General features: G+C 56.3%; 21 protein-coding genes. 4 read left to right on the top strand and 17 right to left on the bottom strand.

Features of this window, described 5'->3' with window-relative positions; genetic code table 11:
* Window positions 1–23: 23 nt before the first annotated feature.
* The 11 genes from lpxD to rpsB form a co-directional block, all read right to left on the bottom strand.
* On the bottom strand, window positions 24–1,043 hold the full coding sequence (gene lpxD / locus AB5Z02_RS15605; protein ID WP_041201824.1) for a UDP-3-O-(3-hydroxymyristoyl)glucosamine N-acyltransferase: 1,020 nt from the start codon (window positions 1,041–1,043) through the stop codon (window positions 24–26).
* A gap of 3 nt (window positions 1,044–1,046) precedes the next feature.
* Window positions 1,047–1,559 carry an OmpH family outer membrane protein gene (locus tag AB5Z02_RS15600; protein WP_005338563.1) on the bottom strand — a complete coding sequence of 171 codons (513 nt, stop codon included), beginning with the start codon at window positions 1,557–1,559 and terminating at the stop codon, window positions 1,047–1,049.
* A gap of 149 nt (window positions 1,560–1,708) precedes the next feature.
* A complete protein-coding gene (bamA, locus tag AB5Z02_RS15595) occupies window positions 1,709–4,240 on the bottom strand; it encodes an outer membrane protein assembly factor BamA (RefSeq protein ID WP_120414972.1) in 2,532 nt (843 codons plus the stop codon).
* 34 nt (window positions 4,241–4,274) lie between these two features.
* Entirely contained in the window at window positions 4,275–5,627 is a 1,353-nt protein-coding gene (rseP, locus tag AB5Z02_RS15590; RefSeq protein ID WP_040066584.1) for a sigma E protease regulator RseP, read from the bottom strand.
* Window positions 5,627–6,823 (bottom strand): 1-deoxy-D-xylulose-5-phosphate reductoisomerase, encoded by a 1,197-nt coding sequence (ispC, locus tag AB5Z02_RS15585; RefSeq protein ID WP_368216390.1) that lies wholly within the window; start codon window positions 6,821–6,823, stop codon window positions 5,627–5,629. The genes rseP and ispC overlap by 1 nt, the downstream gene beginning before the upstream one ends.
* Window positions 6,823–7,680, bottom strand: coding sequence for a phosphatidate cytidylyltransferase (locus tag AB5Z02_RS15580; protein ID WP_026034918.1), 858 nt, complete (start codon window positions 7,678–7,680; stop codon window positions 6,823–6,825). The genes ispC and AB5Z02_RS15580 overlap by 1 nt, the downstream gene beginning before the upstream one ends.
* 27 nt (window positions 7,681–7,707) lie before the next feature.
* The gene (uppS, locus tag AB5Z02_RS15575; RefSeq protein ID WP_005338574.1) at window positions 7,708–8,484 is read right to left on the bottom strand and encodes a polyprenyl diphosphate synthase; all 777 of its coding nucleotides are present in this window, start codon (window positions 8,482–8,484) and stop codon (window positions 7,708–7,710) included.
* 72 nt (window positions 8,485–8,556) lie between these two features.
* Complete coding sequence (gene frr / locus AB5Z02_RS15570) at window positions 8,557–9,114, bottom strand: ribosome recycling factor (protein ID WP_033137948.1); 558 nt, start codon at window positions 9,112–9,114, stop codon at window positions 8,557–8,559.
* A 101-nt stretch (window positions 9,115–9,215) separates the two neighbouring features.
* Complete coding sequence (gene pyrH / locus AB5Z02_RS15565) at window positions 9,216–9,950, bottom strand: UMP kinase (RefSeq protein WP_005338577.1); 735 nt, start codon at window positions 9,948–9,950, stop codon at window positions 9,216–9,218.
* Between the two features lie 71 nt (window positions 9,951–10,021).
* Entirely contained in the window at window positions 10,022–10,903 is an 882-nt protein-coding gene (tsf, locus tag AB5Z02_RS15560; protein WP_005338578.1) for a translation elongation factor Ts, read from the bottom strand.
* A gap of 104 nt (window positions 10,904–11,007) precedes the next feature.
* Window positions 11,008–11,736 carry a 30S ribosomal protein S2 gene (rpsB, locus tag AB5Z02_RS15555; RefSeq protein WP_005303470.1) on the bottom strand — a complete coding sequence of 243 codons (729 nt, stop codon included), beginning with the start codon at window positions 11,734–11,736 and terminating at the stop codon, window positions 11,008–11,010.
* 371 nt (window positions 11,737–12,107) lie between these two features.
* Here rpsB and map point away from each other — a divergent pair, with 371 nt between their 5' ends.
* From map to AB5Z02_RS15535, 4 genes are all read left to right on the top strand, one after another.
* Window positions 12,108–12,896, top strand: a complete 789-nt coding sequence (gene map / locus AB5Z02_RS15550) for a type I methionyl aminopeptidase (protein ID WP_139493644.1) — start codon at window positions 12,108–12,110, stop codon at window positions 12,894–12,896.
* Between the two features lie 85 nt (window positions 12,897–12,981).
* On the top strand, window positions 12,982–15,630 hold the full coding sequence (gene glnD / locus AB5Z02_RS15545; RefSeq protein WP_019445217.1) for a bifunctional uridylyltransferase/uridylyl-removing protein GlnD: 2,649 nt from the start codon (window positions 12,982–12,984) through the stop codon (window positions 15,628–15,630).
* Between the two features lie 174 nt (window positions 15,631–15,804).
* Window positions 15,805–16,632: a 2,3,4,5-tetrahydropyridine-2,6-dicarboxylate N-succinyltransferase gene (gene dapD / locus AB5Z02_RS15540; RefSeq protein WP_234677240.1), complete on the top strand. Its 828-nt coding sequence runs from the start codon at window positions 15,805–15,807 to the stop codon at window positions 16,630–16,632.
* A gap of 127 nt (window positions 16,633–16,759) precedes the next feature.
* On the top strand, window positions 16,760–17,143 hold the full coding sequence (locus tag AB5Z02_RS15535) for a DUF3461 family protein (protein ID WP_005338583.1): 384 nt from the start codon (window positions 16,760–16,762) through the stop codon (window positions 17,141–17,143).
* A gap of 270 nt (window positions 17,144–17,413) precedes the next feature.
* Here AB5Z02_RS15535 and ptsG read toward each other — a convergent pair whose 3' ends face one another.
* From ptsG to AB5Z02_RS15505, 6 genes are all read right to left on the bottom strand, one after another.
* Window positions 17,414–18,844: a PTS glucose transporter subunit IIBC gene (gene ptsG / locus AB5Z02_RS15530; protein WP_368216388.1), complete on the bottom strand. Its 1,431-nt coding sequence runs from the start codon at window positions 18,842–18,844 to the stop codon at window positions 17,414–17,416.
* Window positions 18,845–19,267: 423 nt separating this feature from the next.
* On the bottom strand, window positions 19,268–20,254 hold the full coding sequence (locus AB5Z02_RS15525) for a MalM family protein (RefSeq protein ID WP_265345587.1): 987 nt from the start codon (window positions 20,252–20,254) through the stop codon (window positions 19,268–19,270).
* A gap of 77 nt (window positions 20,255–20,331) precedes the next feature.
* Window positions 20,332–21,588 carry a maltoporin gene (locus AB5Z02_RS15520; protein ID WP_159163059.1) on the bottom strand — a complete coding sequence of 419 codons (1,257 nt, stop codon included), beginning with the start codon at window positions 21,586–21,588 and terminating at the stop codon, window positions 20,332–20,334.
* Between the two features lie 542 nt (window positions 21,589–22,130).
* Window positions 22,131–22,571 carry a flavodoxin gene (locus tag AB5Z02_RS15515; RefSeq protein ID WP_325793919.1) on the bottom strand — a complete coding sequence of 147 codons (441 nt, stop codon included), beginning with the start codon at window positions 22,569–22,571 and terminating at the stop codon, window positions 22,131–22,133.
* Window positions 22,572–22,661: 90 nt separating this feature from the next.
* Entirely contained in the window at window positions 22,662–23,435 is a 774-nt protein-coding gene (truC, locus tag AB5Z02_RS15510) for a tRNA pseudouridine(65) synthase TruC (protein WP_019445213.1), read from the bottom strand.
* Entirely contained in the window at window positions 23,432–23,767 is a 336-nt protein-coding gene (locus tag AB5Z02_RS15505) for a YqcC family protein (protein WP_100654339.1), read from the bottom strand. Before AB5Z02_RS15505 ends, truC begins: the two co-directional genes overlap by 4 nt.
* Window positions 23,768–24,031 lie beyond the last annotated feature (264 nt).

Here is a 24,031-nt window from a genome sequence, read left to right as displayed (position 1 = left end):
ACAGTACCCTATACCAATCGTGATTATTCTTGATCCAGCTTCTTCTCAAGCTTGCTTAACCGCTTGTGCATCTCTTCGATACGCATCACCCGGGCGGCGGTCTTGCGCCACTCTTTATTGGTTTGCAGAGGGATGCCGGAAGAGTAGACACCGGGCTCGGTAATGGGTCGCATCACCATGGCCATACCGGTGACGGTGGCCTGGTCGCAGATCTCCATATGCCCGTTAAAGACGGAAGCGCCGCCAATGATACAGTATTTGCCGACCTTGAGACTACCAGCCATCACGGTGGAGCCCGCCACGGCGGTGCCGTAGCCGATCTCCACGTTGTGGGCGATCTGGCACTGGTTGTCGATGATGACGTTGTCAGCGATGCGGGTATCTTCCAGCGCACCGCGATCAATGGTGGTACAGGCACCGATCTCGACCCGGTTGCCAATGGTCACACCGCCGAGCTGGGGGATCTTGATCCACTCGCCACGCTCGTTGGCATAACCGAAACCATCGGCCCCGATCACTGTGCCGGATTGAACCAGACAGTCGGAGCCCATGGTCACATTGTGATAGAGGGTGACGTTGGCCCACAGCCGGGAGCGGGCTCCCAGCCGGGTATTTTTGCCAACAAAACAGCCCGGGCCAATGCGTACATCGTCACCCAGCACGACACCGGATTCGATCACTGCATTGGCGCCGATGGCCACTCTCTCGCCCAGTTGCACGTCAGCCGCGATAACGGCACTCGGATGAATATCCGTGGCCGGCTGCGGGGTGGTGTCCAGCAGTTGGGCTACCCGGGCAAAGCCCACATAGGGGTCTTTGAGCACCAGGGCATTGGTGGGACAAAATGGCAGATCCGCTTCTGTAATGAGCACGGCGGTCGCCTTGCTCTGCTCCAGATAGTGCCGGTACTTCTTGTTGGACAGGAAGGTGATATCCCCCTCCCCGGCCTTTTCCAGTGTCGCTACCTTGCGGATTTCCAGGGTTCCGTCGCCATGGACCTGGGCCCCCAGTTGCTGGGCCAGCTGTGCGAGAGTGAATGCCATCAATTAGTTGCTCTTGCTTACCTGAGAAATAACCTGGCCGGAGATGTCCAGCTTGCTGGCGGCATACGGGGCGGCATTGCGCTCCAGCACCAGATCGTAACCATTGCTCTTGGCGATGGAATCGATGGCTGCCTGCACCTTGGTCAGGATCTTGTTGCGCTCTTCGGACTGACGGCGGCCGTTGTCCTGCTCAAAGGCTTGACGCTTCTGGTTGAACTCCATCTGCAGCTTGGCCAGCTTCTCCTGATTCTGCTTCTTCTGCTCGGCGCTCATAAAGGCTTCATCCTTGCGGAACTTTTCGACCAGCTTCTGGCCTTCCTGTTCCAGCTTCTGCAGCTCACGCATGCGCGGCTCGAATTCACCTTTCAGCTTGGCTGCAACGGCTTCACGCTGGGGCAGCTTTTGGAAGACTTCGCCCATATCAACCACGGCGATCTTGGTCTCAGCGAAGGCAGAACCCATGCCGGCAGCCATCAGTGCAAAGCTCAAACCAGCTACTTTCAACGCTTTATTCACACTTACTCCTTGTTCCCTCATGGCGAGGGCTACCTGATTTACCCGATTATGCAAGCGGCGTTAGGACCGTCTTGTTACCTGGTGAGGCACGCATACCGCGCGTCCCATCATTGAAGACCCCCACCGCATGGGTGGGGGCGAAACTCTGCTTAGAAAGTACGACCGATGTTGAAGGAGAAGAACTCGGTGCGATCCCCTTCGTATTTCTTGATCGGCTTGGCCAAGGCGAACACCAGCGGGCCCATCGGCGAGAGCCACTGCAGGGAGACACCGGCAGAGACCCGGATATTGCCCGGGCTGGAGTAGTCCTGGCTCAGATAGTTGCAATCAGAACCGGCGGCGCAAGGATATGCTCCGTTGGCAAAATCAGTGCTCCAGACGGTACCTGCATCCATAAAGACGGTGGAACGGATCTGCGGACGATAGGTCTCGGAGACGAACGGGGTCGGGAAGACCAGCTCCAGTGTTGCAACGGCCAGAGCGTTACCGCCCACCGAGGTGTCGGAACCTTCATAACTGCCGGTCTCACAAGGTTGACTGCCAGTACAAGTGCCAACCCCCGGTTTGTTGTAGGTCTTGTAAATCGCCTTGGGACCAATGGTGTTGCTCTTGAAGCCACGTACCGTATCGAAACCACCGGCATAGTAGTTCTCGAAGAACGGCAGCATGGGGTCATCGCCATAGCCGTTACCGTAGGAGACGCGCCCCTTGCCAATCATCACCCAGTTATGATCCGCATCGAGCGGGAAGTAATGGGCATCTTCAGCGGAGAGCTTGTAGTACTGCAGTTCCATGCCCGGTACAGTCACCTTGGCGTTGACACGCTGGCGGTCACCGGCGGTCGGGAACATCCCCTTGTTCAGGGTGGAGCGGGTCCAGCCAGCAGTGACATCGACGGTCACAAAGTCGAGGTTGGAACCATCCTGTGAATAGAGATTCCAGAACTGATCCATCTGCACCGACTGGCGGTTATCGTTCCACTGATCCCAGCAATAGGTATTGCCGTCAGTATCCGGATTGTCCTTTAGACATTCCTGATAGTTCTGGCTATTGAATGAGGGACGACTCAGCTTGGTGCTCTCGATACCGGTACTGAAGTCGAGACGGTTGAACTCGTTGACCGGGAAGCCGCTGGAGAGACGGAAACCGATGGTTTCGTTCTCGTAATCGACGATATCGGCATCATCGGCGCGGAACTGGTTGTAGTAGACCCGACCACCCAAGCTGACACCATCTACGGTGAAGTAGGGGTCGTTGTAGCTCAGGTCAACGTTCTTGGAGTAGTCGTTGGTGCTGGCGTTGATGGAGACCGTTTTACCGGTACCCATAAAGTTATTCTGAGAGATCCCCGCCTGCAGGCTCAGACCCGATTCGGTACCATAACCGATACCGGCGTTGATGGAGCCGGCTGGCTGCTCCTTGACCTTGAAGTCGAGGTCAACCAGATCATCGTTGCCCGGCACCCGCTTGGTGTCCACTTCGACGCTCTCGAAATAACCAAGACGGTTGAGACGGCTCTTGGACTGCTCGATGTTGTCGGAGGAGAGCCAGGTACCCTCCATCTGGCGCATCTCGCGACGCAGCACCTGATCTTCGGTGGTGGCGTTACCGCTGAAGTTGATGTTGCGCACATAGACACGGGGGCCAGGCTCAACGTTGACGATCAGCTCCACTTCTTTGGTCTTGTCATTGACCTGCGGGAAGGTGACCACTTTCGGATAGGCGTAGCCGTAACGGCCGAGGAACTTGGAGAGCACCTCTTCGGTATGAGTCACCTGACTGGCGGAGTAGGTGCTGCCGGCAGCGATCGGGATCAACCCCTTCATCTCGCCACCGCGGTCGATCAGGTCACCCTTGAGCTGGACACCGGAGACCTTGTACTGATCCCCTTCCTTGATGTTGAGGGTGACGTAGACGCCCTTCTTGTCGGGAGTCATGGAGACCTGGGTAGACTCCTGCTGGAAGCGGATATAGCCGCGGTCCATGTAGTAGGAGCGCAGGGTCTCGATATCACCGGCCAGTTTCTGCTTCTGATAGCGCTGGTCGGCGGTAAAGTTCCACCAGGGCACTTCGTCGCGCAGGGAGAGCTGGGCAATCAGCTTCTCTTCAGGGAAGACGCTGTTGCCGACGATGTTGATCTGCTGGATCTTGGCCGCTTCCCCTTCCACGAAGGTGAACTTGAGGTCGACCCGGTTGCGCGGCAACGGGGTGACGATGGCCTTGACCTTGGCGGAGTATTTACCCACGCCATAGTAGAAATCTTCCAGCCCCTTCTCGAGGGAGGTGAGCACGGTGCGATCCAGCGGATCACCCACACGAATACCTGAGGACTCCAGACTCTGGGTCAGTTGCTCCTCTTTGATATCCTTGTTGCCGGCAAACTCGATGCTGGAGATGGTCGGCCGCTCCTTGACCATCACCTGCAGCACCTGGCCGTCACGGTAAACCTTCACATCCTCGAAGTTACCCGAGGCATAGAGCTTTTTGATGGCGCTGGCCAGAGCCACGGAATCGACGGTATCACCGACCCGGATCGGCAGGTTCAACAGTGCGGCACCCAGGGTCACCCGTTGCAGACCTTCGACCTGGATATCTTGCACCACAAAAGAGGCAGGGGCCGCCTGGGCCAGGAAACTGGCACCCAGCAGGCAACTCAACACCAATGCTTTTTTAACAGCCATTTTGTTCTTATGTGTCCTTGTTGATGCTCTGGCCTCAGAGGCGAGCGAAATCGTTAAACAGCGCAATGCCCATCAATAACATCAGAATGGCGGCGCCGATCCTGAAACCCACTTCCTGTATTTTCTCTGATACCGGCTTGCCGGTGACCGCTTCGATCAGGAAATAGACCAGATGGCCACCATCGAGCACCGGCAGGGGGAACAGATTGATAATTCCCAGGTTGACGCTGATCAGCGCCAGAAAACTCAAGAAATAGACCAGACCATAGTCGGCACTGCTGCCGGCGCCCTTGGCAATGGAGATGGGGCCACTCAGGTTGTCCAGCGACACGATGCCACCGATCAACTTGCCAATCATGTCAAAGGTGAGCGTGATCAGGCTCCAGGTCTTGTCCGCGCCATGCCACAGCGCCTGCAAAGGCCCATACTGTAACAGAATTCGATATTCATCCGGTAATGGAACCAGTTGTGGCGAGAGACCGACGAATCCTACCAGCTTGCCCTGCACCTTGCGGCTATCCGGGGTCAGAGTCACGTTGAGAGCGCTGTTGTTGCGCTCAACCACCACTTGCAGGGGTTCGCCCGGTGCCTGTTGCACCAACTCGACAAACTGGGCCCACGCGGTAATAGGCTGATCGCCGACCTGTTTGATACGGTCACCGACCTGCAGCCCCGCCTTTTCACTGGCACTCTTGGCCACCACGGCAGCCACGACTGGCAGCACTTTGCCACTCAGGGGGACGATCCCCAAGCTACCGATAGGCGACTCTTTATCCGGATCGAAGGTCCAGCCGGTCAGCGACAAGGTTTTATCGGTGGCATAGCTGGTATTGGGTGCCTGCACTTTCAGGGTGACTGCATCATCACCCAGATGGCTGATAAGGGCGTAAGTGACGCTCTCCCAGTCACCGGTCTGCTCATCGCCGACCCCGACAATCTCCATCCCCGGCAGCACACCCGCCTCGGCCACGATGGATGCCGGACGCACTTCACCGATCACCGGCTTGACGCTCGGCACCCCGATGATAAACATCAGCCAGAGGGCGAACAGGGCAAAGACAAAGTTGGCCATGGGGCCTGCGGCGACAATCGCCATCCGCGCCCAGACACTCTTGTGGTTGAAGGCATACTGCTCGTCACCGGGCTTGAGTTCATCGACCCGGCCATCGAGCATCTTGACGTAACCACCGAGCGGGATCAGCGCCAGCACATATTCGGTGCCATCTTTACCCATCCGGCGCCAGATCGCCTTGCCAAAACCGATGGAGAAGCGCTCAACCTTGACGCCACAACGACGGGCCACCCAGAAGTGACCAAACTCGTGCACTGCGACCAGCAGGCCCAGCGCAACAACAAAGGCACCGATATTCCACAACACACCGCCCATCAGCCAAGCTCCTCAATCAAAATGTGAGCACGGGCTCTTGCCGCACCGTCCAGGGCAAACAGATCATCGAGTGAGCCGACTGCGCTGCTCTCCAGCGCCAGCATCACTGCCTCGTTGACCCGGGCAATATCCATAAAGCCGATGCGCCCGGCCAAGAAGGCGGCAACCGCCTCCTCGTTGGCCGCATTGAGCGCAGTGGTCGCCGCTTGTCCCTTCTGGCAGGCATAGATGGCCAACGCCAGACAGGGGTAGCGATCGTAATCAGGCCGGATAAAGCTGAACTCTCCGACACTGAAGAAATCCAAAGGTTCCACACCGGAAGGGATGCGATTGGGATAAGCCAGCGCATGGGCGATGGGGGTACACATATCCGGATTACCAAGCTGGGCCAGTACAGAGCCATCCTTGTACTGCACCATGGAGTGGATCACCGACTGCGGGTGGATCACCACCTGGATCTGCTCGGGCGCCGCATTGAACAGCCAGCGCGCCTCAATGTACTCCAGCCCTTTGTTGATCATGGTGGCGGAGTCGACCGAAATCTTGGCCCCCATCGACCAGTTGGGATGGGCGATGGCCTGCGCCGGCGTCACCTTGGCCAGCTCGCTGATCTCGGTGTAACGGAACGGGCCGCCAGAACCGGTCAGCAAAATCTTGCTGATCCCCGCCGCCGCCAGATCGCAAAAACCGGGCTGGCGCTGCACGGCGGTCGGCAGACACTGGAAGATGGCATTGTGTTCGCTGTCGATGGGCAGCAGCTCGGCACCATGCTCGCGAACGGCCTCCATGAAGAAAGCACCGGACATCACCAGCGCCTCCTTGTTGGCCAGCAAAATACGCTTGCCGGCACGTACCGCGGCCATGGTCGGGGCCAGTCCGGCCGCACCGACGATGGCGGCCATCACGCTATGGGCGTCGGGGTGAGCGGCAACCTCGCAGAGGGCTGCTGCACCAGACATGACCCGAGTTGTACTACCGTGCGCTTTCAGACGGGCAGCCAGTTCACGGGCGGCATCCTCATCGACCATCACGGCAAAACGGGGGGAGAATTCGAGGCAGTCCCGCAACATGGCATCCACGTTGCGGGCGGCGGTCAACGCCAACACTTGCCAACTGCCCGGGTTATGGCGCAGCACTTTCAAGGTACTCTGACCGATGGAGCCGGAGGCTCCCAGAATAACCAGTGACTTGTGCATCAAAACTCCTGACTGAGTAGCAGATAACTGAGCAGAAACACCGGCAGGGCGGCGGTCAGGCTGTCAATCCGGTCGAGAATGCCGCCATGACCAGGCAGCAGGGTGCCGGAGTCCTTGATGCCCGCTTCGCGCTTGAACATGCTCTCGGTCAGATCACCGAGTACGGAAGCAAGCACCGCCAGCAGAGAGCAAAACAGCACGGTGATCATCTTGGCAGGAACAAATCCCATCGACCAGGTAACGCCGATGGCCAGCAGGCTGGCGGTAAAGAGGCCGCCACACATTCCTTCGATGGTTTTGCCCGGACTGACGGCGGGGGCAAGCTTGTGCTTACCGAACGCCTTGCCGAAAAAATACGCGCCAGAATCTGCCGCCCAGACCAGTCCCATCACGAACAACAGGATCCAGGCCCCCATCATGGGGTCATGGTAAAAGTTGTAACCACGGATGGCGACCAGCGACCAGAAGAAGGGAACCAGGGTCACCAGACCAAACAGCGACTTGAGCCAGATAGACTCTTTCCACAGCTTGGCGCTCTGGGGATAACGCAGCACCAGCAGCAGACCCAGCAGCCACCAGCTTACCGCAGTCCAGAGCACGCCCATCACGAGAGGGTGCAGGTGGGGCGTCCAGAGTTGCTCCACTGGCAGCCAAAAGAGGCTGGCACCGAGCAACAGACAAAATACGATGGGCAACCATTGCTGCGGAGCAGCAGAGACAAACCCGCTCCATTCTCGACTGGCCAACAAAAACACCAGCGCTGCCAACAGGGCAAAAAATTTCAATGGCAGAAAGAAGAGCGCCCCCAACACCAGGGGGATCAACATCAAAGCAGTAATAATTCGTTGTTTTAGCAAAAGAAACCTCTCTCTTGGGAGCGGGGTTTAGCCGGTCTGCTGCTCGGCGATCAATTCCCGTATCTGTTCACCCGTGCAACCGAAGCGACGCTCGCGGGCAACGAAAGAGGCGACCGCCTCACTGAACTCGGCCTCGTTGAAATCGGGCCACAATACCGGGGTAAAATAGAGCTCGGCATAGGCGAGCTGCCATAACACAAAGTTGCTGATGCGATGATCGCCACCAGTGCGGATCAACAGGTCCACAGGTGGCAGATCGGCCATGCAAACCTCGCGGGTCAACATGGATTCATCAATGTCGTCAGCGGCCAGTTCACCGGCCGCCACTGCTTTGGCCAGCTTGCGGGCCGCCTGGGCGATATCCCACTGGCCGCCATAGTTGGCCGCAATGTTCAGGGTCAACCCCTTGTTATTGGCGGTCAAGGCCTCCGCCTTGGCGATTTTGGCCTGCAACCGCTCACTAAAGCGAGCAGTATCGCCAATCACCTTGAGCCGGATCCCGTTGTTGTGCAGTTTCTGCACCTCACGACCCAGCACTGTGATGAACAGTTCCATCAAGGCACTGACCTCCCCTTCCGGGCGGCGCCAGTTCTCGCTGGAGAATGCAAACAGGGTCAATGCCTCGATCTTGGCACGCGCAGCAAAGGTAACGGCCTCGCGCACTGACTTGACGCCCGCCTTGTGGCCATAAACCCGCATCTTGCCTCGGTTCTGGGCCCAGCGACCGTTACCATCCATGATGATGGCGACGTGACGGGGTAAAGACGAGTTGGCACAATCACCCAACGCAGCCAAAAGCGACATGTAATTCTCCCACAAAGACAAAAGCGCCGTGCAGGGGCACTACACGGCGCTCGTAATATACCTTTCAGACGGTTAGATTTCCATTAGCTCCTTCTCCTTTACGGCAAGGGCCTCATCGACCAGCTTGACGTAGGAGTCGGTCAGTTTCTGGATCTCTTCCTGAGCGCGACGGTCGTCGTCTTCGGAGATCTCTTTGTCCTTCAGCAGCGCTTTCAGATCAGCGTTGGCGTCACGACGGATGTTGCGCACGGCAACACGAGCGTTTTCCGCTTCGGCACGGACGATCTTGGTCAGGTCACGACGACGCTCTTCAGTCAGCGGCGGCAACGGCACGCGCAGGGTCTGGCCATTGCTGGACGGGTTCAGGCCCAGATCGGAGGTCAGGATCGCCTTCTCTACCGCCTGGATCATGGAGCGGTCAAAAATGGAGATGGAGAGGGTGCGAGCATCTTCTGCCACGACGTTGGCCAACTGTTTCAGCGGAGTGGCAGCACCGTAATACTCAACCTGGATGCCGTCGAGCAGGCTCGGGTGAGCGCGGCCGGTACGGATCTTGGACATTTGAGTCTTGAGCGCTTCTACGCTCTTGCCCATACGGTCCTTGGCGTCGTTTTTAATCTCGTTGATCACAGTGGTTTTCCTTTTGGCGAACGAGCCGCTACACGGCCCGTGTCTATCTTATTTACTGACGTGATGGATAGGATAAGAGCGCCAGGTGGCTCACTTTTATCTTATTTACCAACGTGGTGGATCAGAGTGCCTTCCGGTTCACCCATGACAACCCGGCGCAGAGCACCCGGTTTGTTCATGTTGAACACGCGGATCGGCAGATCATGGTCACGTGCCAGGGTAAAGGCAGCAAGATCCATCACCTTGAGCTCTTTTTCAAGAACTTCATCATAACTCAGTTCATGATACAGCACGGCATCCGGATTCTTGACCGGATCTTCGTTGTATACACCATCAACCTTGGTGGCTTTGAGCACCACGTCAGCTTCGATCTCGATCCCGCGCAGGCAAGCCGCAGAATCGGTAGTAAAGAAGGGGTTGCCGGTACCGGCAGAGAAGATAACGACTTTGCCAGCACGCAGCTGGCTGATTGCCTCGGCCCAGCTGTAGGAGTCACAGACCCCCTGCAGGGAGATGGCAGACATCAGACGGGCATTCACATAAGCACGATGCAGGGCATCACGCATGGCCAGACCGTTCATCACGGTTGCCAGCATACCCATGTGGTCGCCCACCACGCGGTTCATGCCCGCTTTGGCAAGACCGGCACCACGGAACAGGTTGCCGCCACCGATGACCAGACCGACCTGAACACCCAACTCAACCAGTTCTTTGATCTCTTGGGCCATCCGCTCCAGCACCGCGGGATCAATGCCGAAACCCTCGGATCCTTGCAGGGCTTCACCACTCAACTTCAGAAGAACACGTCTGTATGCAGGTTTGGGATTGGTACTCATGTCACTGATTCCTGGTCATATAAAGACCGCGACATAAGTCGCGGTCTGGGGAAACGGAAAAACCGGTTCGATTAGGCCTTTTGAGCGGCCGCGATTTGGGCTGCAACTTCAGCAGCGAAATCGGTCTCTTGCTTCTCGATGCCTTCGCCCACTTCGAAACGGGTGAAGGAAACAACGTCAGCGCCTTCTTTCTTCAGCAGTTCGGCAACGGTCATGGAAGGATCTTTCACGAACGGTTGACCAGTCAGGGAAACCTCACCGGTGAACTTCTTCATGCGGCCTTCAACCATCTTCTCGGCGATCTCTTTCGGCTTACCGGAGTTGATGGCGATGTCGATCTGGATTTCGCGCTCTTTGGCAACGACTTCAGCAGACACGTCTTCAGGCTTGACGAATTGCGGGCTGTTGGCAGCAACGTGCATGGCCAGATCTTTGGCCAGCTCGGCAGAACCACCGGTCAGCTTGGTGATAACACCAATGCGGGAACCGTGAACGTAGGTACCCAGGTTGTCACCTTCAACCAGCATCACGCGACGCAGGTTCATGTTCTCACCGATCTTGGCGATCAGGTTGGTGATGGTCAGCTCGACGGATTCGCCGTTACCGAAGTCAGCGGCTTTCAGCGCGTCAACGTCAGCAATTTTCTGGGTCGCAGCGATGTCAGCGATCTTCTGGCCCATTGCCATGAAGCTGGCATCTTTGGCGACGAAGTCGGTTTCGCTGTTCAGCTCGATCATGACGGCAACGTTGCCTTCGGTGCGAGCAAAGATAACGCCTTCAGCGGCAATACGGCCAGCTTTCTTGGCGGCTTTGGCCTGACCGGATTTGCGCATGTTCTCAATTGCCAGCTCGATATCACCAGCAGCTTCTTCCAGTGCTTTTTTGCAATCCATCATGCCAGCGGCAGTGCGCTCGCGCAGTTCTTTTACCAGGGCGGCAGTAACGTTAGCCATGTCCAGTATCCTCGGTCTTGAATTGACAAGAAACAGGGGCCACAAGGGCCCCTGCTAACCAATTACATCAGCTTGGTTAATAAGGGCTTTACAGTCCTTATCAATTACTCAGCTTCAACGAAGCCATCTTGTTCGGCTTGAACAACGATGTCCTGAGCGCGAGCTTCCAGTACGGTGTCAGCAGCAGCATTCAGGTACAGCTGTACGGCACGGATAGCGTCGTCGTTACCCGGGATGACGTAATCAACGCCGTCCGGGTTGGAGTTGGTATCAACGATGGAAACTACCGGGATACCCAGGTTGTTGGCTTCTTTGATAGCGATGTGCTCGTGGTCGGCATCGACAACGAACAGAACGTCAGGCAGGCCGCCCATGTTCTTGATACCACCCAGGCTCTTCTCCAGCTTTTCCATTTCGCGAGTACGCATCAGCGCCTCTTTCTTGGTCAGCTTGTCGAAGGTACCGTCCTGGCTCTGGGTTTCCAGATCTTTCAGGCGCTTGATAGACTGACGAACGGTTTTCCAGTTGGTCAGCATACCGCCCAGCCAGCGGTGGTTTACATAGAACTGGTCGCAACGCTCAGCGGCTTCTTTTACGGCTTCAGACGCGGCACGCTTGGTACCAACGAACAGTACCTTGCCTTTCTTGGCAGCTACGGAGCTGATGAAGTTCATGGCATCGTCAAACATCGGAACGGTTTTTTCCAGGTTGATGATGTGAACTTTGCTGCGAGCACCGAAGATGTAGGATTTCATTTTCGGGTTCCAGTAACGAGTCTGGTGACCGAAGTGAACGCCGGCTTGCAGCATGTCGCGCATAGAAACTTTAGCCATTTTATACCTCTGTATTGGGGTTAGGCCTCCACACATCCCATATAACCGACCCGTTAAGGCACCCCGGCATATGTGTCGATGTGTGTGTGTTGTTTAAGTAAGGGTGATGAAATCGGGACGCAAGTTCCCCATTCCGGCGCGCTTTATACCATAACTTTGTTCAGGACACCACCGGCCGACACCCTAAACCGGTGTAAATATGGATCCCGCCAGAGGATGCTGCGACGTTGATTTGACGTTGTGATGACAATCACACTGGAAGTACGAGGGGGTTGCGGATAAAATTTTGCCCTGATTGCAAACGCATCTATTTTTCATTACCTGTCCTGTCTGCCCTCACAGGCCCAGCGGCAGGCCGCAAGAGAGATCCCATGTCCATTAAAATCAAGACACCGGAAGAGATTGAAAAGATGCGCGTTGCCGGCCAATTGGCCGCCGATGTGCTGGTCATGATTGCGCCCCATGTCAAAGCTGGCGTCACCACTGACGAACTGAACACCCTCTGCCACGACTATATTGTCGACGTACAACAGGCGGTTCCAGCTCCGCTCAACTACCACGGCTTCCCCAAATCCATCTGCACCTCGGTGAACGATGTGATCTGCCACGGTATCCCGAATCACAAGAAGCTGCGCGATGGCGACATCATTAATCTGGATATCACCGTCATCAAGGATGGCTACCACGGCGATACCTCGGCCATGTTCATCGTGGGCGATACCACCCCGCTGCGCCGCCAGCTCTGCAAAGTTGCGCAAGAGAGCCTCTACGCTGCTATCAAGAAGGTGCGTCCGGGTGCCTGCATTACCGAGATTGGCGCCGTCATTCAGCCCATCGTCGAGAAGGCCGGTTTCTCCGTGGTGCGTGACTACTGCGGTCACGGCATCGGCGCCGAATTCCACGAAGAGCCGCAGATCCTCCACTACCGCAACAGTGGCAAGCTGGAGCTGAAAGCGGGCATGTGCTTCACCATCGAGCCGATGGTCAACAGCAAGAAGTATCACTGCAAGGTCAATCCGAAGGATGGCTGGACCGTGACCACCAAGGATGGCGGCGACTCCGCCCAGTGGGAGCACACCCTGCTGGTGACCGAGGATGGCTGCGAGGTGCTTACCCTGCGCCCCGATGACACTATCGACCGCTTCATCAAACACAGCTAACATCGAACCCCGGCCCTGAACTTCCAAAGCGCCGGGGTTTTTACTTCTGTTTCAGCCGTTTGCCTGCCACTGTGTGTGAGATGCCATGGACGCCAGCCTGCTTTCCCCCCATTTGTTACCCGATGACCAGCTCACTCGCGACAACTGCAAAGAGTACCTGAGCCGCTTTCTCGGCTGGCTGCACGCCCGTTTTGATGCCGGCGACAACATCATCGAGCTGGTCGCCACCCGCTCCGAGTACATGGATCAGTTGCTCTGCCGGTTGTGGCAGAAGTTCGGCTTTGACAAGAGCGATCTGACCCTGATCGCGGTGGGGGGCTATGGCCGCGGCGAGCTGCACCCCCACTCCGATATCGACCTGCTGATCCTCTATGATGGCGATGAACTGGACGAGGTGTTGGGACTGCGCATCGGCGAGTTCATCACCTTGCTGTGGGACCTCAAGCTGGAGGTGGGTCAGGCGGTGCGCAACGTGGCGGAGTGCCTCGAGCAGGGGCGCGCCGATATCACGGTCGCCACCAACCTCATTGAGGCCCGCTACATCACAGGTCGCCAGGAGGGCTTCCGGCAACTGAAAGAGGCCACCGGCCCCCAGCACTTCTGGCCGAGCGAAGCCTTCTTTCGCGCCAAGCGCCAGGAGCAGGCGGAGCGGCACCAGCAGTTTCTCGGCACCGCCTACAAGCTGGAGCCAGATCTTAAGAGCAATCCGGGCGGCCTGCGGGATATTCAAACCCTCGCCTGGGTCGCCCGCCGCCACTTTGGCGCCACCACCTTGTTCGAGATGACCAGCCACGGCTTTCTCAATCGCGCCGAGTATCGCGAACTACTCGACTGCCAGAATTTTCTCTGGAAGGTACGCTTTGCCCTGCACATGGCCATCAACAAGGGAGATAACCGCCTGCTGTTCGATCGCCAGCGCACCGTGGCCCAGATGCTGGGGTTCGAAGGGGAAGGCAACACCCCGGTCGAGCAGATGATGAAGCGCTTCTATCAGACGGTGCGTCGGGTCTCCGAACTCAACGAGATGCTGCTGCAGCTGTTTGACGAGGCGATCCTCGGCAACACCGCCATGGATGTGCGCCGCCTCTCCGACGAGTTCCAGCTTCGTGGCCGCCTCATCGATGCGGTGGATGCGGAGCTGTTTAGCCGTGAACCGGCAGCTATCCTGCGCCTCTTCTATCAGATGGCCCAGCATCCCGAGATTGCCGGCATCCACTCGGCAACCCTGCGCCAACTGCGCGAGGCACGCCGCAAACTCAACTGCTGGCTGCAGGACTTGCCTGACTGCCGTCGCCTCTTTATGGCGCTGCTGCGCCACCCCAACGGCATCGGCCTGCCGCTCACCCTGATGCACAAGTACGGCATTCTGGCGGCCTATCTGCCCCAGTGGAACCTGATCGTCGGCCAGATGCAGTTCGACATGTTCCACGCCTACACGGTGGATGAACACACCCACCGGCTGCTCAAGAACATTCACCAGTTCCCCAATCCGGCCAGTCGCCAGAGCCACCCGCTCTGCCACGAGGTGTTCACCCGGCTGCGCAAACCAGAGCTGCTCAGCATCGCCGCCCTGTTCCACGACATCGCCAAGGGACGGCGCGGCGATCACTCGGAACTCGGCGCCGTCGATGCGCTGGAGTTCTGCCAGCTGCACGGCCTCGATCGCTACGAGAGTCGGCTGGTTGCCTGGCTGGTGCGCCACCACCTGTTGATGTCGGTCACCGCCCAGCGCCGCGATATCTACGATCCCGACGTGGTCACCGACTTTGCCCAGAAGGTGCGCGACGAGCAGCATCTCGACTTGCTCTACTGCCTCACAGTGGCCGATATCTGCGCCACCAACGATACCCTGTGGAACGACTGGAAGGGCACCCTGCTGCGGGAGCTCTACTTCGCGACCCAGAAGGCGCTGCGCCAAGGGCTGGAGAACCCGCCCGACATGCGGCTGCGCATTCGCGAAAACCAGCGTCAGGCCAAGCAACTGCTGGCACAACGGGATGTATCGGAAGAGGCGATCAACCAGCTCTGGGCCGATTTCAAGGCCGACTACTTCCTGCGCCACAGCCCGGAGCAGATCGCCTGGCACTGCCGCCATATCATCGAGCATGGCGACAATCCGGCACCGCTGGTGATCATCGGCAAACATCCGACCCGCGGCGGCAGCGAGGTATTTATCTACTGCCGCGATACCCCGAATCTGTTTGCCACCGTCGCCTCGGCGCTGGATCAGAAGAACCTCAACATCCACGACGCCCAGATCATGAACTCGCGCAGCAACTATGTGCTCGATACCTTCGTGGTACTGGAGCCAAGCGGCGAACCCATCAGCCCCAACCGTACCGCCACCATCAAGAAGGCGCTGGAGAAGGCGCTGCAGGAGCCGGGCAAGCTGGTGCTGCGCAACAAGCCGCTGTCGCGGCGCCACCGTCAGTTCAGCGTGCCGACCCGGGTGGTCTTCCTGCCCCGCTCTTCGCCCACTAAAGGGGAGAGCCGTCACACCCTGATGGAGCTGACTGCCCTCGATACTCCCGGCCTGCTGGCGCGGATCGGTGCCGTTTTCCAGCAGTGCGGACTATCGCTGCACGCCGCCAAAATTGCCACTTTCGGTGAGAGGGTCGAGGACTTTTTCAGCCTGACCAGCCTTGATGGCGAGCCATTGACCGCCGAGCAGCAAAAACAGCTGGAAGAGCGACTGGTACACCAGCTCAATCCCCAGCAGTCGGTACTTGATTAAGCGAAGAGTGATTCGAAAGAGGCTGATTGTCGGGCGTTTTTTGCCATACCAAACAACTGGTTGGCGCACACCGGATGAAGAAATGGCCGCAGGCCGGAAGAATTCCGGTCAACCCCTTAAAAACAGTCGGAAAAGTGTGATACAACAAACAGAATTTTTTAAAGGAAACCTGTCATGACCGAGTTGCAACAGATCATTGAAGCGGCCTTCGAGCGCCGCGACACCATTACTCCGGGCTCCGTGGATAGCGCCACCAAGTCCGCCATCCTGCAAGCCATCGACCTGCTGGACTCTGGCAAGGCACGGGTTGCCGAGAAGATCGCCGGTGAGTGGGTTGTCCATCAGTGGTTGAAGAAAGCGGTACTGCTCTACTTCCGCATCAACGACAACGCCATCATCAAGGGCGACGATGCCCAGTACTACGACAAGGTTCCCCTCAAGTTTTCCAACTACACCGCCGAGCAGTTCAAGGAAGCGGGTGTGCGCGTGGTGCCGCCGGCGACCGCCCGCAAAGGCTCCTTTATCGCCCCCAATACCGTGCTGATGCCCTCCTATGTCAACATCGGCGCCTTCGTTGACGAAGGTACCATGGTCGATACCTGGGCCACTGTCGGCTCTTGCGCCCAGATCGGTAAAAACGTCCACCTCTCCGGCGGCGTCGGCATCGGTGGCGTACTGGAACCACTGCAGGCCAACCCGACCATCATCGAAGACAACTGCTTTATCGGTGCCCGCTCCGAAGTGGTTGAAGGGGTCATCGTCGAGGAAGGTTCCGTCATCTCCATGGGCGTCTTCATCGGCCAGTCCACCCGCATCTATGACCGCGAAACCGGCGAAATCCACTACGGCCGCGTACCGGCTGGCTCCGTGGTCGTCTCCGGCTCCCTGCCCTCCAAGTGCGGCAAGTACAGCCTCTACGCGGCGGTGATCGTCAAGAAGGTCGATGCCAAGACTCGCGCCAAAGTCGGCATCAACGCCCTGCTGCGCTCCATCGACGAGTAATCAGCATTGCGGTGATGCAAAGGGCGCCTGATGGCGCCCTTTTGATTTTGGCGCCCCTGTCACAGGCAAGCCATGAGGCATCGGTTAAGATGGATGGGACAGGATCGTTTCAAACCGAGGAAGCCTGATGTACGAGAATCTGAAGAGCCTGGGGATCCAGGATCCCGCCTCCGTCGACAGCTATACCCTGCGCCAGGAGGCCAACCACGACATCCTCAAGATCTACTTCAAGAAGCAGAAGGGCGAGTTCTTCGCCAAGAGTGTCAAATTCAAGTATCCCCGCCAGCGCAAGACCATGCTGGTCGACTCCGGTACCCATGAGTACAAGGATGTCACCGAGATCAACGCCAACCTCAAGTATGTGGTGGATGAGCTGGACAACCTGACCCAGGGCGTTCATCAGCAGGCCGACCCGGACATCAAGCAGAAGATCCTGCGCGACCTGCGCCATCTGGAAAAAGTGGTACAGAACAAGATCAGCGAAATCGAGCGGGATCTGGAGAAACTCTAATCCCCCCGACTCGACAAAAGAGCGCCCAGGTGGCGCTCTTTTTATTGGCTGGCTTTATGGGACTATGGGGTTATCTGGCAATGCCGTGCGATAAGGTGAGCGGAGCACACCACCTTGTGCTGTTGGGCCACCATTGGGCAACCCGTTACATATCGCCCCTTGGAAAACACAACCCCTGCCAAGCCCCGAGACACGCTACAAGCAACCACAAATAGCAAGAGGGAGGCTTTCGCCTCCCTCTTCAAACACGCTGATATTCAGGCAACAGAATTAGTTGCTCTTCATCCAGATGTCCATGTCGGTTTTCAGGTTGTCGGACTTGGTACCGAAGATGGCTTGAACGCCGGAACCAGCCACTACCACACCGGCAGCACCCAGTTTCTTCAGACCAGCCTGGTCAACCTTGGCAACATCTTTCACACCAACACGCAGACGGGTGATGCAGGCATCCAGAGAAGCGATGTTCTCTTTACCACCGAAGGCGGCAACCAGAGCAGCAGACATCTCGTCTTTGCCTTGGCCAATGGCCTCTTCAGCAGTCTCGTCTTCACGACCCGGGGTTTTCAGGTTCATGGCACGGATAACGAAGCTGAATACCACGTAGTAGATGGCCGCGTAAACCAGACCCAGACCTACCAGCAGCAGCATGTTGTCGGCACGCGGTGATTGCACCACGAAGTCGATGAAGCCGTTGGAGAAAGTGTGACCGTGTACGATACCCAGAGAGTTGGTCAGCACATAAGCCAGACCAGCCAGTACAGCGTGGATGGCGTACAGAACCGGAGCGATGAACAGGAAGGAGAATTCAATCGGCTCGGTGATACCGGTCAGGAAAGAGGTCAGGGCTGCAGAGGCCATGATACCAACGATCTTGGCACGGTTTTCCGGCTTGGCAGCGTGAGCAATGGCGAACGCAGCAGCAGGCAGACCGAACATTTTGAACAGGTAGCCACCAGCCAGCTGACCGAAGCCGTTACCGGCAGCGCGGGACGCGTCATCAGCAGTCAGGAAGCAGGTCATGATACCGTGAACAGTTTCACCGGCACCGTTGACGCAGGTACCAGCCTGATAGAAGAACGGTACGTTCCAGATGTGGTGCAGACCGAACGGGATCAGGGAGCGCTCAACCACGCCGTAGATACCGAAGGCCAGTACCGGGTTCTGGTTGGCAGCCCAGTCAGAGAAGGCACCGATGGCGCCACCCACTGGCGGCCAAATCACGGACAGGATCACACCCAGACCGATGGAGAGGAAACCGGTGATGATGGGTACGGCACGTTTGCCCGCGAAGAAGCCCAGGTACTCTGGCAGCTGGATCTTGTAGAAACGGTTGAACGCCCAGGCAGCGATACCACCGGCCAGGATACCACCCAGCACGCCGGTTTCGATGGTTTCAACACCCATCACAGGTGCCATGACCTTCAGGGTTGCGACCATGATGCCGTAGCCAACGATGGCTGACAGACCGGATACACCGTCGTTATTGGTAAAGCCCAGAGCAACACCCACTGCGAACAGCAGGGCCATCTGGCCAAATACGGAACCACCGGCTTGCTCCATCAATTGGGAGACAATTTCCGGCATCCAGCTGAAGTGGGCAGCCCCCACCCCCAGCAGAATACCTGCGACTGGCAAGACTGATACTGGCAGCATCAGCGCCTTACCAACCTTTTGCAGATTAGAGAAAGCATTTTTGAACATTGTGTGCGCTCCTGAATGGATTGTCGTCCCTGAACGATCTATCTGGATGAAATAAGCACTGATTCATTCAGATATCTTCGAGTCGGGCTTGTTTATTTTGACCATCAGAATATAACCCAGCGGGTCATAAATTGCTGCTTTCGAAGGCGGGGGAATATTGAATTTGGAGGGAAGATCACAACTTGTTTAGCGGCTAAAAAACGCATCTGATATAAGTTAATAATCTGCATTATCACTCTATTACAAAGACATATAAATAGCAGTTTCACTTTGTATTTTAATAATGCCATTTACATCAAACGGCAACTCATTGTAACTCAATGTAACGGCGTGATTTTTATTTATTACAGTCTACCGATTAAAAAGGCCTCCAACAAGGGAGGCCTCAATAAATATATCTGACCAGTAAATGGTCGTATTACTCTATTTTTGCGAGCGCTTGACCGCATCAATAAACACGCTTTTTGCCTTGGTTGAACCGGCCCGTTCGGCCTCGTTCACCAGCTTCATCGCCTTGTCGATATCCCCCGCCTTGACCGCTTTTTCGATCTGGCTCTGGTAGAAGGCTTCTGTTTCACTCAACATGGCAGGAGCAGGTTTGGCTGCGGTTGCCACTGCAGTTGCTGCGGTAGCAACTGGCACAACCAGCTTGTTAGGGGTCGCATCCACGATCGGTGTATTGGCATCGATCGCTTCCTGGTAAACCGGCTTGTAGAAGTTATCCCCCAGCGCACTGGCACTCATATCTTCCACATCAATCTTGACCACACCCCATGCAGAGTGCGGGATCAACGGATCCTTGGCACCATAATCCTGCACGCTCAAGGACTTGGCCATCATCTTGGAAGGACTCATGGCTTGGGTGGTCTGGCTCAAGGTAGCCTGAGTGGTGTAAATCACCATATAGGTTTCATTGTTCGGGTTGCCGACATAGGAGCGGTCGATGGTAAAAACGCCTTCAACTCGATCGCCATCCAACATACGCGCAGGTTTGTAGGTAATGATGTCGGCACCAATGGTGCGGGTCGGCTTGAACTGGGAATCCAGCAGCAACACAGTGGGGTTAAACAATGTCTTGTCAATCAGCCCAGCAACTGTGATCTTGAGATCACCGGAATTGGTCGGCAATTTGAAGGCGGCGTAATAGCTCTTGCCTTCCGGGAAGTTGAATGCCGGAGAGCTGCCATCAATAGCAACCACTCTTTTCTGCTCAGCAGCCAACGGCTGATACTGCAACTCGTTGATACTAGTGCAACATACGGTGGCTGAGCCGAGCTGCTGAAGTGCGCTGGCACGGCTATCGAGGATGCTCTTGTACTCCTGAGTCGGAGCCACCGTTGCCTCAAGCGACGCACATGCCGTCATCAGAGTGGAACACAAAATCGTCAACGCTACCTTGCTATATTTCATCTGCATACCCTACACGCCATCTTGAAAAAAAGAGCCCCCGACAAGCGGGGGCGACTTGAAATCAGGTGATGGAGAGATTACCACCAAGCTTCGGCTTGTACACCGAAGTTCCAAGCATTGTCTTCTTTCAAACCACCAGTGGTGCTCGGACGGAAAGTATCATCCTGCTGCACATAGGAGGCAAACACACGGATTTCCGGACGAGCCCAGAAGCTGGAACCAGCAGACCAAGCCTGAGCCAGAGTATATTTGGCACCATCAGTACTGGTTTTCACACCATTCAGCGTTTCGTTGTCTTTGTAGTAGCCAACTTCTGCGATGGTTTTCATCACATCGTTCCACTTGTACATCGGACGAACAACAATGGAGAAGGTGTCTGCATCTGAATCTTTATACTTCACACCATTCTTTTCAATGACAACATTATCTGACTGGCCGTAAACAATCTGATGACCAAATTCAACCTTGTCACCAACCGGCAGCACACCCCAGTTGATCAAGCGGAAACCATTACCACCATCACCATTTTGACTAGTCCAACCACCAGCGCCATAGTACACAGCATTGGTGCTGTAACTATCGGTGAAGTACTGAGCAACTGTCTTGTTGAACCCACCAAGCATTGATTGAGTCAACTCAGCCGTTAACATTGCGCCGTCAGAACTTCCACCTGCCTGAGCGCCAGTCGAAGTATTAATGGCAGTTTTTTGCTCACCAGTGTCATTAGCAAGGGCATAGTCCACACCCAGTTCCAGTGAAGCATCAGTCCAGAGAGGTATGCCGGCATAACGGGCATCGAGAATATTGGTGTTTACACCACCTTCATCACTACGAACCCAAGCAAAAGAAGCTTTACCAGGTCCCATCTCGATGTTTTCTACACCAGCACCTGGGCCAGATACGTTCCAGTAGTAAAAGTCTGAGATATGAATGTCATGACGCTGGTAGTAGCGTTTACCCGCCCACAGGGTTTCATTGCCACCAAACATGCCCTTGGCTTGGGCATTAAACTGGGCAACAACAAATTGTGCAGAATCACCGTTGGTAGACTCCCAGCCAGTTTTCTGGTTTGCAGTCATGGCAACCATTGAATCTACATAGAAAGTCTGGTTGTTCTTGTTGTAAACCTCTTGGCCCAGCTGAACTTCACCGTAGGTATCGTTCTCGTTACCCAAACGACCGACTTTCTGTTTGCTGACATCAGTCTGCATGTCACCGTTATCGGAAACACCGACACCGGAACGCATATAACCGTGGAAATCTACGGCAAAGGCGGCTTGGGAAGCCAGGGCGGCAGTAACAGCTGCTGCAATCGGGAGCCACTTCATTTTCATTGTCATATTCCTTATTTCCCGCAGTGAGGAGTGTGATCCTGAATATTCAACTTCTTATCACCATGTAATCCTGTTGGTGATAACCGAGGTTGATTATAGGGAGCGTATTTCACGACAAATATGAAGCGACTCACAAAATGGCGACAAATCGCTCGGCAAACGATCGTCACAACACCCATCAGCAAAAAAACGACCAACAAGGCAACAGTTAACCAATAAAAACGCTAAATAAGCAATCACACCAAACCTGAAAGCGTTACCAGCAATTAATTCGCGACTGAACTAAAGTCGTTATTTTACGATCGAATGACAAAAACATGACTGAGATCGCTTTCAAGATTGAACTTTTATTTGGATGACGGGTCTGCGGTGCACTTGAAACCATTACGCCGATGGAATGCCAAAAGGGGAAAATATCCCTCCGCCACTATCGACAATAAGCGTGGGAAATATGCTTGCTGAGTGAGATGACATTTGTGCAAATAACAATCCCCTGCCGGTTAAGGATCAGGGGATTGATATGGCTCTATTTCAAAGAATATTCAGGGCTGAATATCCCACTTTTTCAGCCAGCTGAGTGCCACCTGTTCGGGTTCATCGTGCACGGTGGCATCCAGCTCCAGCGGGGGCATCACTCGCGTGGCCCCCAGCTCTTGCAGCAACCCGTCCAGCCGACGGCCCGCGCCACAAAAATGGTCATAGCTGCTGTCGCCCATGGCAATCAGGGCATAACGCAATCCATTGAGCCAGGGCGCCTTGTCAGCCAGCTCGCTGGCAAAGGGCTGCAGATTGGGAGGAATGTCCCCCTGCCCGGTGGTGGCACTGACCAGCAATAAAAAACGGCCGGGGTCGATGTCCGCCAGCCGTGCTTCTTCGTGCAGAGAACAGTGATGCCCCTTGCGTTCCAGTTCATCTGCCAAGGTCTCGGCCACCAGCATGGCTGCGCCGTAGACAGTTCCTACCACGATATCGATCTGCGCCATTCTCCTCTCCCTGCTTGAGTCACTCTTTTGAGCAACTCTATCAGCAAGCTGGCGTCAGATGCCACCGGTTCAGGACTGAGGATCAGGCGCTTAGTAGTCGCTCTCGCTGGCGGGCCAACCCAGCTCGGCAAACAGGCGCAACACATCCTGACCGAGTGGCGCCTGGATCCGCATCGGTACCTTGAGTACTGGATGGGTAAAGCTCAGGGTGCGGGCCACCAGCAGCAGCCGTTCGCAGCCAAAGTGCTCGCGAAAGAAACGGTTGTGGCGGCCATCCCCGTGGGTGGTATCCCCGACAATGGGGTGGAACAGGTGATCCATATGGCGGCGCAGCTGATGCTTGCGGCCGGTCTTCGGGAACAATCTGACCAGACTGTAGCGACTGGTGGGGTGCTTCTTGGAGACCGCGTGGGGCAGCTCGACCTGGTGCAGGCGACGGAAGGTGGTGACGGCATCCTGCGCCGGACGATCCGGGTTGCTCATGGCATCGGCAATCTTGTCCAGCTGCTCCTTGAGGGGATAGTCGATCACCCCCTGTTCGGGTGCCCAGCCACGCACCAATGCCAGATACTCCTTGTGCACCTGACGCTGGGTGAAGGCTTCGGTGAGTGCGCGGGCAATCACCGGATCGAGCGCAAACAGCAGCACACCGGAGGTGGGTCGGTCGAGGCGATGCACCGGATAGACATGGCGACCGCCGATGAGATCCCGGGTCATCTGCATGGCAAAACGGGTCTCGCCCTTGTCGAGCCAACTGCGATGCACCAGCAGACCGGACGGCTTGTTGACCGCCACCAGCCACTCATCCTGATAGAGCAGGGTCAGCTTCAGGTCACTCTCTTCTCGAGTTTGCGCAGGCATCATTGTTCGATCACTTTGCCGGAGAGCAGCAAGTCGAAGCGCGCGATCAGCCGCAGCAGCGCTTCTACCTCGGCCAGATCTTCTTTGTAGACTTCGCTGGCCATGGGATAGAGGGAGACGCTGGTCGGCAGCGGAGCCTGCAACATCACCAACTGCTCCATGCGCGGGATCAGCACGAACTGCAGCCACTGATCAAAGCTCAGGGTATCGACACAAAAAGGCAGGGTGCTTGCCAGGGCTTCGTCACCGGGATGGTCAGCTTGCCAGCGCTCAAGGCGCTGCAACTCGGCGGTGAGTTCCCCCAACAGGCCAGCTACCAGCAAATATTGATTCATCTCGCTCTCTTCCTCATAACCACAGATTGATCCGCTGACCCGACAGGGCCAGCCAGGATGCCGATACATTCGGTCGCGCAGCACCGGCGATTCAGCCGGCTCGTCGACATACACGGCAGCCAGCGCGGCCTGCCGCCGTTAAAAAAGGGCGATACTATACACTTCCCCCCGCATGGCTGCCATGTTGATATCTGCCGCAACACGCGTCTGCTGCCACTGGCTATCCTCGGCAAGGGCCTTATAATCGGCCCGCATCACCATTAG

Source organism: Aeromonas sp. R2-3, from assembly GCF_040908375.1.
Classification (GTDB): domain Bacteria; phylum Pseudomonadota; class Gammaproteobacteria; order Enterobacterales; family Aeromonadaceae; genus Aeromonas; species Aeromonas veronii.
The sequence above is the reverse complement of the archived record's forward strand: the minus strand, read 5'-3'. Positions and strand labels throughout refer to the sequence as shown.

What these genes read in the sequence shown, in the direction of transcription:
- truC (WP_019445213.1), bottom strand. Translation starts at nt 23,435, where the DNA reads ATGATGCCTGCGCAAACTCGAGAAGAGAGTGACCTGAAGCTGACCCTG.
- tsf (WP_005338578.1), bottom strand. Translation starts at nt 10,903, where the DNA reads ATGGCTAACGTTACTGCCGCCCTGGTAAAAGAACTGCGCGAGCGCACT.
- rseP (WP_040066584.1), bottom strand. Translation starts at nt 5,627, where the DNA reads ATGGGCGGTGTGTTGTGGAATATCGGTGCCTTTGTTGTTGCGCTGGGC.
- ptsG (WP_368216388.1), bottom strand. Translation starts at nt 18,844, where the DNA reads ATGTTCAAAAATGCTTTCTCTAATCTGCAAAAGGTTGGTAAGGCGCTG.
- uppS (WP_005338574.1), bottom strand. Translation starts at nt 8,484, where the DNA reads ATGTCGCTTTTGGCTGCGTTGGGTGATTGTGCCAACTCGTCTTTACCC.
- AB5Z02_RS15535 (WP_005338583.1), top strand. Translation starts at nt 16,760, where the DNA reads ATGTACGAGAATCTGAAGAGCCTGGGGATCCAGGATCCCGCCTCCGTC.
- pyrH (WP_005338577.1), bottom strand. Translation starts at nt 9,950, where the DNA reads ATGAGTACCAATCCCAAACCTGCATACAGACGTGTTCTTCTGAAGTTG.
- rpsB (WP_005303470.1), bottom strand. Translation starts at nt 11,736, where the DNA reads ATGGCTAAAGTTTCTATGCGCGACATGCTGCAAGCCGGCGTTCACTTC.
- AB5Z02_RS15520 (WP_159163059.1), bottom strand. Translation starts at nt 21,588, where the DNA reads ATGAAAATGAAGTGGCTCCCGATTGCAGCAGCTGTTACTGCCGCCCTG.
- bamA (WP_120414972.1), bottom strand. Translation starts at nt 4,240, where the DNA reads ATGGCTGTTAAAAAAGCATTGGTGTTGAGTTGCCTGCTGGGTGCCAGT.
- AB5Z02_RS15515 (WP_325793919.1), bottom strand. Translation starts at nt 22,571, where the DNA reads ATGGCGCAGATCGATATCGTGGTAGGAACTGTCTACGGCGCAGCCATG.
- AB5Z02_RS15505 (WP_100654339.1), bottom strand. Translation starts at nt 23,767, where the DNA reads ATGAATCAATATTTGCTGGTAGCTGGCCTGTTGGGGGAACTCACCGCC.
- lpxD (WP_041201824.1), bottom strand. Translation starts at nt 1,043, where the DNA reads ATGGCATTCACTCTCGCACAGCTGGCCCAGCAACTGGGGGCCCAGGTC.
- glnD (WP_019445217.1), top strand. Translation starts at nt 12,982, where the DNA reads ATGGACGCCAGCCTGCTTTCCCCCCATTTGTTACCCGATGACCAGCTC.
- ispC (WP_368216390.1), bottom strand. Translation starts at nt 6,823, where the DNA reads ATGCACAAGTCACTGGTTATTCTGGGAGCCTCCGGCTCCATCGGTCAG.
- AB5Z02_RS15525 (WP_265345587.1), bottom strand. Translation starts at nt 20,254, where the DNA reads ATGAAATATAGCAAGGTAGCGTTGACGATTTTGTGTTCCACTCTGATG.
- dapD (WP_234677240.1), top strand. Translation starts at nt 15,805, where the DNA reads ATGACCGAGTTGCAACAGATCATTGAAGCGGCCTTCGAGCGCCGCGAC.
- map (WP_139493644.1), top strand. Translation starts at nt 12,108, where the DNA reads ATGTCCATTAAAATCAAGACACCGGAAGAGATTGAAAAGATGCGCGTT.